13 protein-coding genes and 1 rRNA gene are annotated in these 16,349 nt (G+C 45.7%); 5 read left to right on the top strand and 9 right to left on the bottom strand.

Features of this window, described 5'->3' with window-relative positions:
• Positions 1–162, bottom strand: a 16S ribosomal RNA gene (locus L5M11_RS22735); the annotation flags it as partial.
• Positions 163–805: 643 nt separating this feature from the next.
• Between L5M11_RS22735 and L5M11_RS22740 the strand changes: the two genes are divergently transcribed.
• Positions 806–1,267: an RNA-binding protein gene (locus tag L5M11_RS22740; RefSeq protein WP_113941557.1), complete on the top strand. Its 462-nt coding sequence runs from the start codon at positions 806–808 to the stop codon at positions 1,265–1,267.
• A gap of 36 nt (positions 1,268–1,303) precedes the next feature.
• Here L5M11_RS22740 and murI read toward each other — a convergent pair whose 3' ends face one another.
• On the bottom strand, positions 1,304–2,128 hold the full coding sequence (gene murI / locus L5M11_RS22745; RefSeq protein ID WP_263193334.1) for a glutamate racemase: 825 nt from the start codon (positions 2,126–2,128) through the stop codon (positions 1,304–1,306).
• Between the two features lie 222 nt (positions 2,129–2,350).
• Between murI and trmA the strand changes: the two genes are divergently transcribed.
• The gene (trmA, locus tag L5M11_RS22750; RefSeq protein ID WP_263193337.1) at positions 2,351–3,448 is read left to right on the top strand and encodes a tRNA (uridine(54)-C5)-methyltransferase TrmA; all 1,098 of its coding nucleotides are present in this window, start codon (positions 2,351–2,353) and stop codon (positions 3,446–3,448) included.
• A gap of 107 nt (positions 3,449–3,555) precedes the next feature.
• Here trmA and fabR read toward each other — a convergent pair whose 3' ends face one another.
• Complete coding sequence (fabR, locus tag L5M11_RS22755; RefSeq protein ID WP_105251021.1) at positions 3,556–4,170, bottom strand: HTH-type transcriptional repressor FabR; 615 nt, start codon at positions 4,168–4,170, stop codon at positions 3,556–3,558.
• 144 nt (positions 4,171–4,314) lie between these two features.
• Here fabR and L5M11_RS22760 point away from each other — a divergent pair, with 144 nt between their 5' ends.
• The 3 genes from L5M11_RS22760 (at position 4,315) to mnmH (ending at position 7,681) form a co-directional block, all read left to right on the top strand.
• The gene (locus L5M11_RS22760; RefSeq protein ID WP_263193338.1) at positions 4,315–5,421 is read left to right on the top strand and encodes an acyl-CoA desaturase; all 1,107 of its coding nucleotides are present in this window, start codon (positions 4,315–4,317) and stop codon (positions 5,419–5,421) included.
• Positions 5,422–5,516: 95 nt separating this feature from the next.
• Positions 5,517–6,575 (top strand): selenide, water dikinase SelD, encoded by a 1,059-nt coding sequence (gene selD, locus L5M11_RS22765; protein ID WP_263164012.1) that lies wholly within the window; start codon positions 5,517–5,519, stop codon positions 6,573–6,575.
• Positions 6,575–7,681 carry a tRNA 2-selenouridine(34) synthase MnmH gene (mnmH, locus tag L5M11_RS22770; protein WP_263164014.1) on the top strand — a complete coding sequence of 369 codons (1,107 nt, stop codon included), beginning with the start codon at positions 6,575–6,577 and terminating at the stop codon, positions 7,679–7,681. The genes selD and mnmH overlap by 1 nt, the downstream gene beginning before the upstream one ends.
• Before the next feature lie 79 nt (positions 7,682–7,760).
• Here the strand turns inward: mnmH and L5M11_RS22775 are convergent, their stop codons facing one another.
• The 6 genes from L5M11_RS22775 to L5M11_RS22800 all read right to left on the bottom strand — a co-directional run.
• Positions 7,761–9,623, bottom strand: a complete 1,863-nt coding sequence (locus L5M11_RS22775) for an MFS transporter (RefSeq protein WP_263193339.1) — start codon at positions 9,621–9,623, stop codon at positions 7,761–7,763.
• Positions 9,614–10,225: a TetR/AcrR family transcriptional regulator gene (locus L5M11_RS22780; protein ID WP_263143472.1), complete on the bottom strand. Its 612-nt coding sequence runs from the start codon at positions 10,223–10,225 to the stop codon at positions 9,614–9,616. The genes L5M11_RS22775 and L5M11_RS22780 overlap by 10 nt, the downstream gene beginning before the upstream one ends.
• 316 nt (positions 10,226–10,541) lie before the next feature.
• Positions 10,542–10,985: a GNAT family N-acetyltransferase gene (locus L5M11_RS22785; RefSeq protein WP_263193341.1), complete on the bottom strand. Its 444-nt coding sequence runs from the start codon at positions 10,983–10,985 to the stop codon at positions 10,542–10,544.
• A 7-nt stretch (positions 10,986–10,992) separates the two neighbouring features.
• Positions 10,993–11,805: a 3'(2'),5'-bisphosphate nucleotidase CysQ gene (cysQ, locus tag L5M11_RS22790; protein WP_011848162.1), complete on the bottom strand. Its 813-nt coding sequence runs from the start codon at positions 11,803–11,805 to the stop codon at positions 10,993–10,995.
• A gap of 120 nt (positions 11,806–11,925) precedes the next feature.
• Positions 11,926–12,507: an ADP compounds hydrolase NudE gene (gene nudE, locus L5M11_RS22795; protein ID WP_131525220.1), complete on the bottom strand. Its 582-nt coding sequence runs from the start codon at positions 12,505–12,507 to the stop codon at positions 11,926–11,928.
• 236 nt (positions 12,508–12,743) lie between these two features.
• Positions 12,744–16,349: Ig-like domain-containing protein (locus tag L5M11_RS22800; RefSeq protein WP_263193342.1), on the bottom strand; the 3,606-nt coding region annotated here is incomplete at its 5' end.

Consider the following 16,349-nt stretch of genomic DNA (forward strand, 5'->3'; position numbering starts at 1 on the left):
TTTCCAACTGTTATCCCCCTCGACTGGGCAGATCCCTAGGCATTACTCACCCGTCCGCCGCTCGCCACCTCAGGAGTAAACTCCCTTGTGCTGCCGCTCGACTTGCATGTGTTAGGCCTGCCGCCAGCGTTCAATCTGAGCCATGATCAAACTCTTCAATTAAAGTTTTGTTGCTTCCGTCTTGCGACTTCAGCGGCTCAATGAATTCTGATTTTTTGTTTCTAACTAAAGAAACAAACTGTACATATTGCTATGAACACTCATTGTTACATTGATTTAAATTTTTGACTGCCAACCCGAAGGTTAAGCAGTTTCGATTAACTCAACACCTGTGAGTGTCCACACAGATTTGCTTGATAAATTGTTAAAGAGCGTTGACCACACACTGAGTTTTCAGCGGGTCAGGGCTGCGTATTCTACGCATTCCCGTTAGTGCGTCAAGTAGTTTTTTCAACTTTCTCAACACTCATCGTTTAGCTTGCTAACCGATGAACTGCATGGCTTTCTTTGCTTAACTTGCGTTACGCTGTCTGCCGTGTCAGTGGATGCGCATTATAGGGAGATTGAGAAAGTCCGCAAGGGCTTTTTATCGATCATTGAATCGCACGTCGATATTTTAAACGTTATGACCATTTTTTAGCTTATAAGCTCTATTTATCGGAGATAAGTAAGGTTTTTTATCTAATAATTGATAATTCACGCTCAATATTTCAGCAATGGTCTAGTGTAAAAGTAAATAATTCATTACCATATACTTGCTGTTAACAGTTATTTATCAATTTCCCATTCATCAGAGAGCATTCTTATGCAAAAGTCATTTCTTATTGTCTTGATTGTCGCCATTATTGGCGCAGTAGCACTATCTCAGTTCGCAACGCCATTATCAGCTATTGCTTTTGTCGCTGGCGCTATCATTGCAAGTCTTGTTTTTAAATTTGTTCCAGAGACTTCATCATCTCATGCTTCAGAAGAACAATATGTTGGCCCTACTATGACCTTATATGTAGGTAACCTGCCTTATCGTGTTCATGAGGGTGAAGTAAAAGTATTATTTGGCGAATTTGGTCCAGTAAACTCTGTGCGTTTAGTCAGAGATCGTAAGACGGGTCGTCGTAAAGGTTTTGGTTTTGTGGAAATGTCAGAATCAGGCGCTCAGAAAGCCATGGTTAAACTGAATGACTATAGTTTCCAAGAAAGAACCTTAAAAGTAAGAGAAGCAAAAACACAAGATTCGGAAGCTGCCGACCGTACAGGGACAGACGAGTAGCATTACCGCTTAAACTGTTTTGCTTTATTTTGTAATTTAGTTGGTTGTGGTGATTCGTTCGATAGTTGAAAAGCCACAATCAATTAATGTTGTTGTTAACCCTTCGCTGATTCCCACCTTAGTATAGAAAGCTTGCATAACTGACTCCCTTACAGCTTCTCTCTCATCTGTTACTCTGTGCTCTTCCACAATAAGATTCTGTTGCGTTAAAAGAGTGACAACTCGCTTAGCAATAGCAGCGCCAGAATCCATTAGTTTTACGCCCGCACCGAGAACTTGTTGTAATTCAGCTTTGATCATAGGGAAATGAGTGCAACCTAGTACGAGAACATCCAATTGTGCGGCAACGACTGGTGCGAGTAACTGTGCCAATCTATGCATATCCAACATTCCAGTCGCCACTTTTTGTTCTGCCATCATCACTAATTCAGAGCAACCAAAGAGTTCGACATGGCAATCATCAGCAAATTGGCTGATGAGTTCATGGGTATAATGACGCTTAACTGTGCCTGGTGTAGCCAAGAGTCCAATACGTTTACTCTTAGACATTAGAGCGGCGGGTTTAATGGCGGGGACAACACCTACGACAGGGACTGAAAGATGTGCACGTAATGCCGGTAACACAACAGTACTTGCAGTATTGCAGGCAACGACCACTATCATTGCATTGGTACGAGCCACTAGATCGCATACTAATTCGACACAGCCAGAAATTAATACCTGCTCTTCCAGCTCCCCATAGGGCAACCTAGCGTTGTCGAAAAGATAGCAATAGTCGCTATGGGGCAAACTCTTGCGGATTTCAGCCAGTACAGATAGACCACCAATCCCAGAATCAAACACTAATATAGGTCGCGACAAGCGAATCTCCAGTTTCGGATATATAAATAAACTATACAGATTGGACGCATTAACGATTCGATGGCTGCTTTACCGACGGAATCCAGCCAAATACCATAGAACCACATTCAAGTACGCGGATTTTCCCATAGCTTTGCGAAAACCGCAAAAGCAAGATACTGGACATTCGTGTCACCTAGTATAATATTTGCGCCCCAATTTACAGCAACGGTGAATCAAACAATGAACTTAGCAGCAATGGACCCTCAGACTTATGATGCGCAGTTAGAACACAAGCGTATCAAGCTAGAACAAGCCTTTGCCCAATTTGAAACACCGAGTGTTGAAGTTTTTGCCTCAGAGCCAGCTAACTACCGTATGCGCGCCGAATTCCGCATGTGGCATGATGGTGAAGACTTATACTATTACATGTTCGATAAAGTATTGAATGAGAAGGTACGTTGCGATCAATACTTACCAGCTAGCGTGCTCATCAATCAAATGATGTCTGCCTTAATCGCCGAGCTGAAACCGAATCCGAGTCTAAGGCACAAACTGTTCCAAGTGGATTTTTTGTCGACTTTAAGCGGCGAGATCTTAGTGTCTTTGCTATATCACAGGCAGCTTGATGACCAATGGCGCGCCGATGCGACTGCACTGAAAGCCAAGTTAAGTAGCCAGTTTAACGTCAACATCATCGGCCGTGCCCGTAAGCAAAAAATCGATTTAGATAAAGACTTTGTGGTTGAGTCATTACAAGTAAATGATAAAACCTTCTTATATAAGCAAATCGAAAACAGCTTTACTCAACCCAATGCCAAAGTTTCCGTAAAAATGCTGGAGTGGGCTATCGATGCGACTCAAAACAGTAAGGGGGATTTACTCGAGCTCTACTGTGGTAATGGCAACTTTTCTATCGCACTGGCGCAAAACTTTAATCGCGTATTAGCCACCGAACTCGCTAAGCCTTCAGTCGATGCGGCACAATACAATATCGAAGTGAATGGTATTGGTAATCTGCAGATTATTCGTATGTCAGCCGAAGACTTTAGCGATGCCATGGCGAAGAAACGCAGCTTTAGACGTTTAGAAGGTATCGATCTTGACAGCTATGTTTGCAACACCATTTTTGTCGACCCACCACGCGCGGGGATTGATCCTGATACGCTGGCGTTAGTCCAAGGTTATGAGCGGATTTTGTATATATCCTGCAACCCAGAAACCTTAAAAGATAACCTGCAACAACTGAACGAAACCCATAAGGTGACCCGCTTTGCCTTGTTTGATCAGTTCCCTTATACAGATCACATGGAAACGGGTGTACTACTCGAGCGTCGTTAATCACTTCAGATACACTGAGCTCGACTGCATAACACTTAAACGTAAATTCGCTAAAAATAATGGAGCCTTAGGCTCCATTATTTTAGTGAATCTGCATCTCACTCAGATTAGCGGTGTTCAACCTTATGCTGCAAAGCCTCGGCGCCTTTGGCGACCATGCGCAATTGCATGACTAATTGATCGGCAAGAATTTTACGGTCAGCCCGTTTCATATCTAATGCTGAAGCGCCGGCATTAAACACCAGTGTCACTAACGCTTCAGCCTGTGCACGGGCTAGCAAGGGGGTTCGACCCGCTTTGGCTTCGGTATAATGAGCCAATTCAGAAATAAAATGCTCAATTTCGCGGGCAACTGCCGCACGGAATGCAGCCGAGGTTCCAGAGCGTTCATGCAATAAAATACGGAATACGTTTGGATTAGAATCAAGCACTTCCATAAAGGTATCAACGGAAATACGGATCACACTGCCACCCACTTCAGCTCGCTGACGGCCTTTACGCATCATCTGCCTTAGGGTTAACCCGCCCTCGTCCACCATAGTGAGACCGAGTTCGTTCATATCTTTAAAATGGCGATAAAAAGATGTCGGCGCGATATTAGCTTCCCGAGCAACTTCTCGTAAACTCAGACTTGAGAAACTGCGCTCAGCACTTAGCTGATTAAAGGCCGCATCGACTAAAGCTCTGCGAGTTTTCTCTTTTTGCTGTGCTCGAATACCCATTCTTAAATCCGCTAACTGAATGTAATAACGCGATAATACCGCTTTTAGGCATTAAACACAGCCCCATCGTCCTTGACCAAACAATATAGCTAAGCTAAATTAGCTTACAGATGTACGCTCAAAAGCGAATTTTGGAAACCTATAATGAAAAAACCCCCTATCATCTGGCTTAATGTCAGTCTGTTTGCCACCACTTTCCTCAGTGCGGTAATTTTAGTTCCATGGCGCGGTATTGTTCATGGCTATGGTGCCAGTGAATGGATCGCTTTTATTGTTTTAGCCTTTGCCAGTGGTTTGTCGATCACCGCTGGTTATCACAGACTCTGGTCACACAAGGCCTATAAAGCCCATCCGGCAGTGCGTTTTATATATGCCCTTGGTGGTGCTTTAGCATTACAAAACAGTGCATTGCACTGGGCATCTGATCACAGAGTTCACCACAAACACGTAGATGATAACGACAAAGACCCGTACTCTGCCAAAATGGGATTCTGGTACAGCCATATCGGTTGGATGCTGCGTGAGTATCAGTCGCAACGCTATCACGATTATCAAAATGTGCGTGATCTGCAAAATGACCGTATTGTCATGTGGCAACACAAACATTACCTCGCACTCGTGTTGCTAATGAACATTGGGCTGCCTGCACTGCTTGGTTGGCTCAATGGTGACGTGCTGTCTATGTTATTGATGGCGGGTTTACTGCGTTTAGTGGTGGTGCATCACTGCACTTTCTTTATCAACTCTTTAGCCCACGTGTGGGGCAGTCAGCCTTATACCGATAAGAATACCGCCCGCGATAATGGCTTCTTGGCCATGTTGACCTACGGTGAGGGTTATCATAATTTCCATCATATTTTCGAAAATGATTATCGTAATGGCATTAAATGGTGGCACTACGATCCAACCAAATGGTTGATTAAGTCATTATCTTGGTTGGGATTAGCTAAGGATTTGCGTACGAGTCCACAGGAACGTATCGAGAGCGCACGCTTACAGATGCAGTTATTACGTACCAAGCGGAAGGTTAATAACCTGCCTAATGCCGATGAAATTATTGAAAAAATCCAAGCAGAGTATGAGTTATTAAAGCTACACTTAATGGATTACTATCAAGCACAGAAAACCTTGCTTGAGGCCAAGCGTAAACAACTTGTCGATCAGCAACTATTGCAACAAGTTGAAGAGCTAAAGGCGCGTTTCTTAGTCCAGCAAAAACATTGGCGCAGCCTGACCGCAACTTATAGCTAAGCCACAATTCTGCCCGAAAGTCATACGGCCACCTTGCATGGTGGCCGTATCTGATTATGATGATGCCTTAATCACTTAAATAGGCTGTTGAGATCATGTCAGATTCCCCAGTTACACTCCCAGAATCAATCAAGCTAACAGAATATAGTCATGGCGCAGGTTGTGGCTGCAAAATATCCCCTAAAGTGCTCAGCACTATCTTAGCCTCGCAATTACCTGTATTTACCGATCCAAATTTGCTGGTTGGCAATCAGAGCCGCGACGATGCTGCAGTGTACAAACTCAATGATGACATAGGCATCATTAGCACTACCGATTTTTTTATGCCAATTGTTGACGATCCATTCACCTTCGGTCGTATCGCAGCGACCAATGCGATCAGCGATATTTATGCCATGGGCGGCACGCCTATTATGGCGATTGCAATTTTAGGTTGGCCAATCAATAAACTACCCGCAGAAATCGCACAGCAAGTGGTCGATGGCGGCAGACAAGCCTGCATGGAAGCGGGGATCATGCTAGCCGGTGGTCATAGCATAGACGCACCCGAACCTATTTTTGGTCTCGCGGTTACCGGGCAAATTGCCTTAAGTGATTTAAAACAGAATGATACCGCTAAAGCCGGCGATCGTTTATATCTCACTAAACCTATCGGCATTGGTATTTTAACCACAGCGCAAAAACAGAAAAAACTCCGCGATGAAGATAGTCTCATTGCGGTAAATGCCATGTGCCAACTCAATACTATAGGCGCGACCATTGCAAAAATTAGCGGTGTAAATGCCCTGACCGATGTCACAGGTTTTGGACTGGCGGGACACTTACTCGAAATGTGCCAAGGCGCCAACCTCACTGCGAAGCTTAAATTTGATGCAGTGCCATTGTTACCACGCGCCTTAGATTATTTGGCCTTAGGTTGTGTTCCTGGCGGAACTCACCGTAATTACGATAGTTATGGCGAGCATCTCCCCGAGCTCAGCGAGCATCAAAAAGCGATTCTGTGCGATCCGCAAACCAGCGGTGGCCTGTTAGTTGCCGTCTCGCCCGCAGCTGAAGCGGAATTAATTGCCCTACTCGATGCGAACCACATAACCCCAATCTGCATTGGGTCACTGGAAACACCGACCACTGCAGCGAATGTGGTGTTGTGCTGATGCCAACCGCTATTGTAGCCGCAGAGCAATATAGGGAGATCTTTCTCAATCAACATCCGATGATGGATGTGCGAGCGCCCATAGAGTTCACTCGGGGCGCGTTTCCCAACTCGACCAACTTGCCCTTGATGCTAGATAGTGAAAGGGAAAAAGTCGGTACTTGTTATAAGCAATTTGGTCAGCAAGCCGCGATTGAATTAGGTCATTCACTGGTGAATGGTCCCATCAAGCAACAGAGAATCGAGGCTTGGGCTAGCTATGTGAAAGCCAACCCCAACGCCTACCTTTATTGCTTTCGCGGCGGCTTACGCTCGCAACTCACGCAACAATGGCTTAAAGAAGCCGGTGTAGAAGTCCCTTATATTCAGGGTGGCTATAAGGCCATGCGCCAATATCTGATTGGCGTGATTGAAGCGGCACCGACTCAACAGCCGTTATTGAGTTTGAGCGGGATGACGGGCTGCGGTAAAACCGATTTTCTACTACACCGTAAAGAAGCGGTTGATCTTGAAGGAATAGCTAATCACAGAGGCTCTAGTTTTGGAAAGAATATCGACCCACAGCCAACGCAGATTAACTTTGAAAATCAACTCGCCATTACCTTGCTACAGCACCAAACAAGTGGCGCGGCGTGTTTACTGCTCGAAGATGAAAGCTTCCTGATTGGGCGTTCGGCGCTGCCGCAGACATTTTACAATGCCATGCAAGCCGCTAATGTTTTAGTGCTAGAAGAGTCGGATGATGCGAGGCTCGAACGCTTACGCTATGAATATGTGCATAAAATGTATAGCGGCTTCTGTGAGCGCCTAGGGCCGGAAGCAGGTTTTGCGGCTTTCAGTGAATATCTATTACAGAGTTTAGTGAGCATTCGCAAACGTCTAGGCGGAAAACAACATCAAGAACTGCAAGATTTGATGCAACAAGCCCTCGATCAGCAAATTAACCAGAATGACACTTCGCAGCATTTAGTCTGGATAAACCTGTTATTGCACAAGTATTACGATCCTATGTATCAATACCAATTACAGAAAAAGTCCGAACGTGTTCTTTTTAAAGGCTCACATCAAGCGATGCACGAATGGTTGGATAGTTATCAAACTCGATAAATTGCCCACGCATAAATGAGATAACCGCGAACATTAGATCCGCGGTTATCACTTCACTTTATTTCATGCCTTAACGAATTTAAGACTTGCCCAGCAGGCTCGCCACTTGGACTCTCAAAGATTCCTTATTCGCAAGCTTACCATCAACGGCATCCGTTAAATCCACCGACACCCTTGACCAAAAACGCTTGGGCATTTTAGCCAAGGCATGTCCGCCCTTGTGGCTAAAGTAAGATCCCCATAATCCGTGCAGCGCCATAGGAATGACTGGCACTGGATCTCTGGCCAAAATCTTATCAATTCCAGGACGAAAATCGCCAAGTTCACCGTCAGGTGTGAGTCGACCCTCAGGGAAAATACATACCAACTCGTCATTGGCGAGCGCTTCATGAATCGCCTCGAAGGCACGATTATAGGTCTCTTCACTTTGCTTAGGCGAACAGATAGGGATCACACCTGCATGGCGGAACAAATACTTCAACAGAGGAATTTCGCTGATGGATTTATCCATCACAAAGCGGATTGGCCGTGTCGACGCTCCCATAATAATCAATGCATCCACATAACTCACATGGTTACAGACTATGATGCCAGCCCCTTCCTTTGGAATTTTCTCTCGGCCTGTGACTGTCACTCGATACATGACATGACTGAGTAAGTAACTGATAAATCGTTGTGTAAATTCTGGTACTTGTGAATAAACATAGAGCGCGACTACAGCATTCATCACGGCGAGTAGCAGAAATAACTGTGGAATAGTCCAACCTGCAACGCCCAGCAACAGCATAGATAACAGTGCCGAAACCACCATAAACAATGAGTTCATAATGTTATTGGCAGCAATCGCCTGAGCACATTCGCCCTTAGGCGAACGAGATTGAATAAACGCATACAGGGGGACGATAAACAAGCCACCGCTAACGCCGATCATAAAGAAATCCAGCATCACCCGATAATGTTGCGACTCGGCAATAAAGACCTTTAATCCATAGACAAAACCAGCATCCACTGGCGCAGGTGGAATAGCCCAAAGCAAATCGACACCAAAGATAGTTAATCCCAATACCCCAAATGGCAGTAAACCGAGTTCCACATGGCCGTAGGAGAAACGTTCACAAACGAAGGAGCCAACAGCAATCCCGATGGAAAACATGCCTAATAATAATGACACCACAGTCGCACCAGAATGCAAATGCAGCTTAGCAAAGTTAGGAAACTGAGTCAGATAGGTCGCGCCTAAAAACCAAAACCAACTGATAGCGAGGATAGCCATCCAGATTGAAGGCGTTTGACGGGCTTTTTTGATGCTACGCCAAGTGCCCGATAACGGCCTGAAACGTATTTTTTCGATGACGCCCTGCGGGGGTAATGCAGGAATCGCTCGGCTCGATAAATATCCTGCAAAGGCTAATACAGCAACAGTAATCGCCGACCAAAGCGTACCGTTTTCATCAGAAACCAAGATCCCCGCACTCAAAGTGCCCACCAGAATCGAGAGAAAAGTGCCCATCTCAACCCAAGCGTTGCCTGTGACTAACTCGTCCTCTTTCAACGCTTGGGGTAACAAGGAATATTTAACCGGACCGAAGTATGCTGACTGGCTACCCGTTAAAAATAACAGTAATAACATCATCATGTAGCTCTCACTCAGAATCGCAATCGCGGCGCTAAACATGATGATGACTTCGAGTAGTTTCAATCGGCGAATGAGTTTAGCCTTATCCATATTATCGGCGACAACACCCGCATGGGCCGAAAAGAGGAAAAATGGCAAAATAAACACCCCAGCCGCCAAGTTCACAAACATATCGACGCTTATGGGTAGGTCTTTCACTTGGCTAAAAGTCACTAATAACAGCAACACATTTTTATAGATGTTGTCATTTAATGCGCCTAAGCACTGAGTCGCAAAATAGGGTAAAAAACGTTTTGTTAGCAGCATGATAGTTCCTTCTGGTAACCCATTCCTTGTAAATAAGCTTGTACGTGACTCTCGAGTAAATCCTGCAGTGATAATGACTCAGCGAAGAGCTTATTATCGAGTGACAGAGAGGTCAGCCCATGAATTCCACCCCATAATACCCGACTCATACTGAGATGCTGCGCCTGCGTAACCTCGGGAAATAGTTGCGCCAATTCACGCTCAATCAGAGTAAATAACCCCGCAATCAATTGCCCTTGCGATTCGGGCAAGGGTTCAGAATCGAGTAATTGCAGCTCAAAAACCAGCTTAAAAGCTTGGCGCTGCTCATGGGCGAATTGACTATACTCCCAAGCCATTGCAATAATTTTACCTAAACTGTCGGCCGCACGAACACCCGTCAATCGATCGTGCAAAGTCCTAAGCGTTGACTCAGAAACCGCCAGTAATAAATAGTTGTAGCTGCCGAAAATATTGATCAAGGTACTAGGGACATAACCAATTTGGCTGGCCACTTTGCGTAAGCTGAGCCCTATGGCACCTTGATCTATCAGTAACTCAGTTGCCGCTTGTATTGCCATCGCGCGAATTTCATCATGGCTGTGTTCTTTTCGTCTGGCCATAGGTCTCATCCCCCGTTGAATAGCAAGAGACTAACAGTAGTCAAAATAAAAAACAACGTTCAAAATAAGTTTGTTTTACGTACAGAAGAGGGTAAATAATGAAGGATATTATTGAAGATGATGGATAAAGATAGGCACTCGAATTAGACTCCCTCAGCAAGCCGAACTGGATCCGTGGGATGACATCACCTAAAAGAGCATAAAAAACGGCGCGCTCAGTCAGCACACCGTCCATTATTTTGATTTAAAAATCATTCTTAATTCAAAGGTGATTTTTATTTGGGGATAATCTTTGGTTCAAAGATAAGCGCGCGATTTAAGGCCTGCGATAAGTTATCACAACCCTATCTGCGCCATCGCCAAAATAATCGGCCTCAAAAGTTGAATCAATGAAACCTAAATGCTGATATAAGCCATGGGCAGGGTTACTCGGATCAACGGTTAAACACACCCGCTCAACTGACACGGGCAACTCGGCTAAACATTGTTGCATCAAACGCTTGCCGAATCCCTTCCCGCGAGCATTTTCACTCACTGCGACAGATAATATCCACATGCAGCTAGGATCGCTACTCTGGGCACTGAGCAAATAGCCTTGTAGCTGATTATCTGCATCCACGGCCACTAAAAATTGCTCTGGCCAACAATCAAATCCCTGACGGAAGAAAAAATCGGGATAGCTGTGCTCACCAAAAATGGCCTGTTCGAGCTGATAAACTGCGAATAACTCTGACTTTAATACCGGACGTATAGACTGCATTTGAAAATCATTCACCTATTAAAATCTTATCCCACTCTAAGTTGGGTGCGCCAACTACGATGAAGTTAGGGTTTTCTAAGCTCTCGCGCTCATTGTAGGTTAACGGTTGCAGCTCAGTATCCATCAGCTGTCCACCCGCTTCCTCGACGATAATTTGCGCGGCTCCCGTATCCCACTCACCCGTTGGTCCGACTCGTACATAACAATCAGCACGACCTTCGGCGACAAGACAGCTCTTCAACGCTGCCCCCCCCATCACGACTAACTCGCAGTGTTTGGGATGGTTGAATAGGGTCAACACAGATTGAGGGTCCTGACGGCGACTTACGGCTAATCTTAGGGATACCTTTTCACGGTGCTCAATTTGGCGACTGCTAATACGCACTTCTTGTTTATCCGTGCGCTTGTACGCCCCTAAACCAGCAATAGCGTAATAACACACTTGCGTCATCGGCACATAAACTACACCCATCACGGGACGATTGTGTTCCACCAGCGCAATAATGACTGAAAAATCACCACTGCCGGCGATAAACTCCCCCGTACCATCGAGCGGATCCACCAACCAATAGCGCTTCCAAGATTCACGCACACTCAACGGAATGTCAGCGGCTTCTTCAGATAACACAGGAATATCAGGCGTTAAGGCGGTTAATCGGTCACAAATGATCTTGTTCGCCGCTAAATCTGCGGAAGTGACAGGGGTATTGTCAGACTTCATTTCTCGCTCAAAATTACCTTTGAGATAAATATCACGGATAGTTATCCCTGCATCGGTCGCAATCGCAATAACTTCGTCGATCAACTCTTCTGGCTTCATAACAACTCCAATCGCCTGCTGAGCGAATGTTTTGCAAGCGTGCAAACTCTGAACGCTTAAAAGGAAAAAGATTATTTAAGTTATATACCCAAGCTACCTGAATATACGAGTTTCAGTGCGTTAAATGCCCTTTAAACCCTGCATCTTCTGGATGTTTAGGTATAAATATTTTTGCGCCAAAAACAACGCACTCACACTACGGGATTCAGAAAAATCGACATCATCGAGCAAGGCTTCCCAATCGGCGAGCGCCCAAGGCACCACATCAATTGGCTCGGGCTCATCACCTTCAAGGCGACTCTCATACAGATCTTCTGCAAGAAAAATTTGCATCTTACTAGAGAAATAACCCGGAGCTAGGCTGAGTTCTTTCAGTAAGGTGAGCTTATTCGCTCCAAAGCCAATTTCTTCCTGTAATTCACGATTAGCAGCTTCTATTGCTGTCTCACCGGGATCGATCAAACCTTTTGGGAAACCGAGTTCGTAATTATCAGTTCCTGCAGCATATTCGCGTGCCAGTAGCATTTTCCCTTGATGAATAGGCACTATCATCACAGCGCCACGACTACCGCCTTTCATGCGCTCATATTGGCGCTCTACACCATTGGAGAACTTAAGATGCACTTGCTCAATTTGAAATAATCGGCTTCTCGCGACAACTTCGGTATGCAATATTTCCGGCTTATTCTGCCGTTGCGACATAACTGCCTCTGGATAAAAAAGCGATAAATTAAATAAGGTAAGTGACAATCTTACTATCCTGTCTTTAATCTACAACCTGAATTTATTACATGCTCCTAATGGTAAGCCACAAATCCTTTGCGATATGCATCACAAACCAAGCCCAGCCTTAAGTGAACACCTTCAAAATATTCTCAAATATGATGTTTTTATTGGATAGTAAAAAGGGGCAAATGCCCCTTTTGATATGCTAACGCTTAAAATTGATATCGTAGATTGAGCTGGTAACTGAGGAAATCATTAGGCTCGATATCCACATATTGATACCCCAAACCTACAGACCATGACTCAGTAAATTGATAGCTAAAACGCACGCCCGCATACCAATCTGTACCATCAAGCTCTGTAGTTAAACGGCTATTGCCCATAGTGCTACTGATATCTGCTTGCCACCTAAACAATCCGATGGGTACTTCGAACCGCCAAGCTTCATGTTGGAGTAAAGTGAAACGCAATCCCAGCATGACACCATCGGCCAGTACTGGCGTCACGGCTTTGACCTGCTCATGATATTGCTCAGGGGTGAGACTTGCGCCCTCAATCCTCGCAGTCCCATTACCAAAGTCGGCATAGCCTAATTCGGTGGCAATAAAGGGAGTCCATTGATAACCGATACTCACACCCAAAGCAGTATCTTTATCATCAACCGATGTTACAAAGCCTGTCCCCGCTTGTGGCTGTAGATCCCGCCTGCTGCTATCAACCTGAGCTTGCCCGACAAATCCCTCAACATACCAGTTATCAGCCGCATTTGCTTGATTAACGGAGCCTGCGAGCAACACAGCGCCCAAGACTAATTTATGTAATTCCTTACGACGAATTAACCCCATTGTAAGAATCAAACCTAATGCCCATAAGGACATACTGCCTCCACCCGACTTGTTATCTATCACCACATCTTGGTATGCCTTAACTGTGATTAACGCTTGCCCAGTTGCTTCGCCGCCCAATCCATCACTAATCTGATAACTCACAGTATCTACTCCATCAAATCCAGTTTTAGGGATATAACGTAGTTTATTAGACTCAACAGAAACCGTTCCTTGCTGCGCGGTTGCGCTGACTAAGGTTAAAACGTTGCCATCGGGATCACTGTCATTACTCAACACATCGAGTAACAAGCTCGTTCTGTCATCTATGGCAGCACTATCGTTCACTGTCGTAGGTGCTGTATTGCCATTAACAATCACAGTCAACTCACTACTCGCAGTACCACCTTTACCATCGGTAATGCTATACACCAGCACATCTGTACCGATGAAATCGGTTGCTGGCGTGTAACTTAACTGCTGATTAGCCAAGATAACTACGGTTCCGAACTCACTGGTGACTTGTGTTACCGTCAAGGCATCACCATCGCTATCTGTATCATTGGCGAGCACATCGACATCGAGACTCTGATTCCAAGGTAAAGATGCCGTATCTGGGTTCGCCACAGGTAAATGGTTACCATTGAGTATCACTGACACGCCACTTGGGTCGACAATGGTTCGGTTAGCGACGCCATCGTCATCGTTGGGCCCACCATCTTCTATGGTTAACTGCACACACCAATGGCCTTCAGTTAATCCAGAAGTCCAACGATTATCTCCAGGAGGAGGGCAGAAACCACGCTCGCCTTCACTACTGGCGACACTATTGCGCGCATCAATCACAAAATCCTTCCAACCATTTTGGGCTTGATACTTACGATATACTGCATTGGCAGGAACTGGCGAACGTTGTGGTATCACCAGACTGTAACTCTGCCCTTGTTGCGGTAGTCCTGTAGCAATGAAGTCAAAAATCCCCCCCACATTGGCCGCGATACTGTCTTCAGGAACCAGATTAGGTAATAGTTGAATACCACTTTGCTCTTGCATCAGTGCAATATTACCTAAGCGTAAGCACACGCCCGCTTGCCCCTCTGCCAAGAAGTACACAGGCTGCAACTCACCTTCAGGCATCACGTTACACTCATTGATTGCATCCAAGTAATCTGGAATGCCATCGCGGTCTGTATCGGTAAATCCCTCTTGGTTATCAGGGATCAAATCACCGTCGGTATCAGTCCCAGTCAGAGCCGGCAGAGATGGGCGCACAACAATATAAACTTTCTCCGTGGTAGACAGCGCGGGTAAGCCGCTATCCGTCACAGTCAAGCTCACAGGATAAATGCCCGGCAAGATCTCTGTTGGCAAGAAGAACATCCCCTCATCATCGGACTGCAAGTTCAGCGCGCCACTCGACCATACAGATGTCAAAGTATCGTTCATGTTAGCATCGCTAATCTGCGCATGAATATGAACCTCGCCACCATTTTGTGCCACGATCAACTGACGTTCACCCGCTTGAGTCACCTCAAGAGTCACACTCGGGGCAATGTTAGCCTCAGTGATCGACACTTGTGTTTGCTTCTTACTGCCTAAATTCAAACTTGGATCTAGGCTGATCAACACATCTTCTTCAGCCTCAACTTCCCCATCCTCTATGGTTCTAAAGTGAATATGGGCCAATGTACCTGAAGTAATCTCCACTACCGCATCGACTAAGTCATGATCATTGCTGTCCGCGGAACCTGCAACCGTATAAGGAACTGATATTGGATACTCAGGCGCTACACCGTTTAAGTGAATACTAACAACAACCTCATTGCCCTCTCCCACGACTTGATCTTTACTCAAGGAAATTAATGGATGCACTTTTACTTTCTGAGCCTTAGTCGCTTTGTTACCATCACGATCTACGGCTTGCCAGTAAGCAAGATAACTACCAGGGGCAAAGAATAAACGCTTATCGACCAAAGAAACGGGCAGTGGATGACCATTACGATCGACGGCCTTCGCAAACCCTAGATCCACCCGAGTGAACAAGCCTGTTGCATTAACCTCAACATCACTAGGTACAGTAATAACAGGTAAATTGTCAGCCTCCCCACCTTCTACCAGTAAGTTGACTTTTGCACTTGCGCGCCCTTTCTGACCATCACTAATGGTATAACGAAGTGCGACCGGACCAACATAAGCTGCAGGGGCAGTAAATATGAGTCCATCAGCAGTAATCTGCACACTACCTATGTCTGCTGCCGCGCCATCGATAGTCAAAGTATCACCGTCCACATCAACATCATTCTCTAGCGCAGGTAGTGTGTATTTATCATCCGCGGTGCTGGCTAGAGTGTAATGATCATCTACAGCTTGTGGGTCATCATTCACTGGTGTGACATTCATGGTGATAGTTGCAGGCTCAGAACTCAGTTCAGCATCCTTAGCAATAAAGCTTATCTGATCTGCACCGTTGAAATCTTTCTCCGGTGCGTATAACCATACAGTTCCATGCTGCTCCAAAGTGCCCGACTCAGGTTGGCTCACCACTTCATAGGTAAGAGGATCACTATCTGCATCCCCCCCAGTAAACGTGATCATCACAGAGCTATCTTCCTCTAAGGTCACACTTGCACTCGTCGCAACAGGCGCATCGTTGACGTTCGTCACTGTAATGCTAAAGGACTGCTCAGCCGTTAAGCCATCTGTGTCCGTCACTCGTAAGGTGACAGCGTGACTGCCCACATCCGTATTGCTCGGCGTGCCACTGAGTAAACCCGTCGCCGCGTTGAAACTCAACCAGCTTGGTTTGGTCACTGCGCTCAAGGTTAAGCTGTCGCCAGTATCGGAGTCGCTGGCCACTAAGTTGTAACTGTACGCCGCATCTTGGGTTGCCGCCGTCACCGCCGTCGAACTAATCGTCGGCGCATCGTTGACGTTTGTCACCGTGATGCTAAAGGACTGCTCAGCCGTTAAGCCATCTGTGTCCGTCACTCGTAA

The sequence above is a fragment of the Shewanella sp. SM87 genome (genome assembly GCF_025653705.1).
In the GTDB taxonomy this organism is placed as follows: Bacteria; Pseudomonadota; Gammaproteobacteria; order Enterobacterales; family Shewanellaceae; genus Shewanella; species Shewanella oncorhynchi.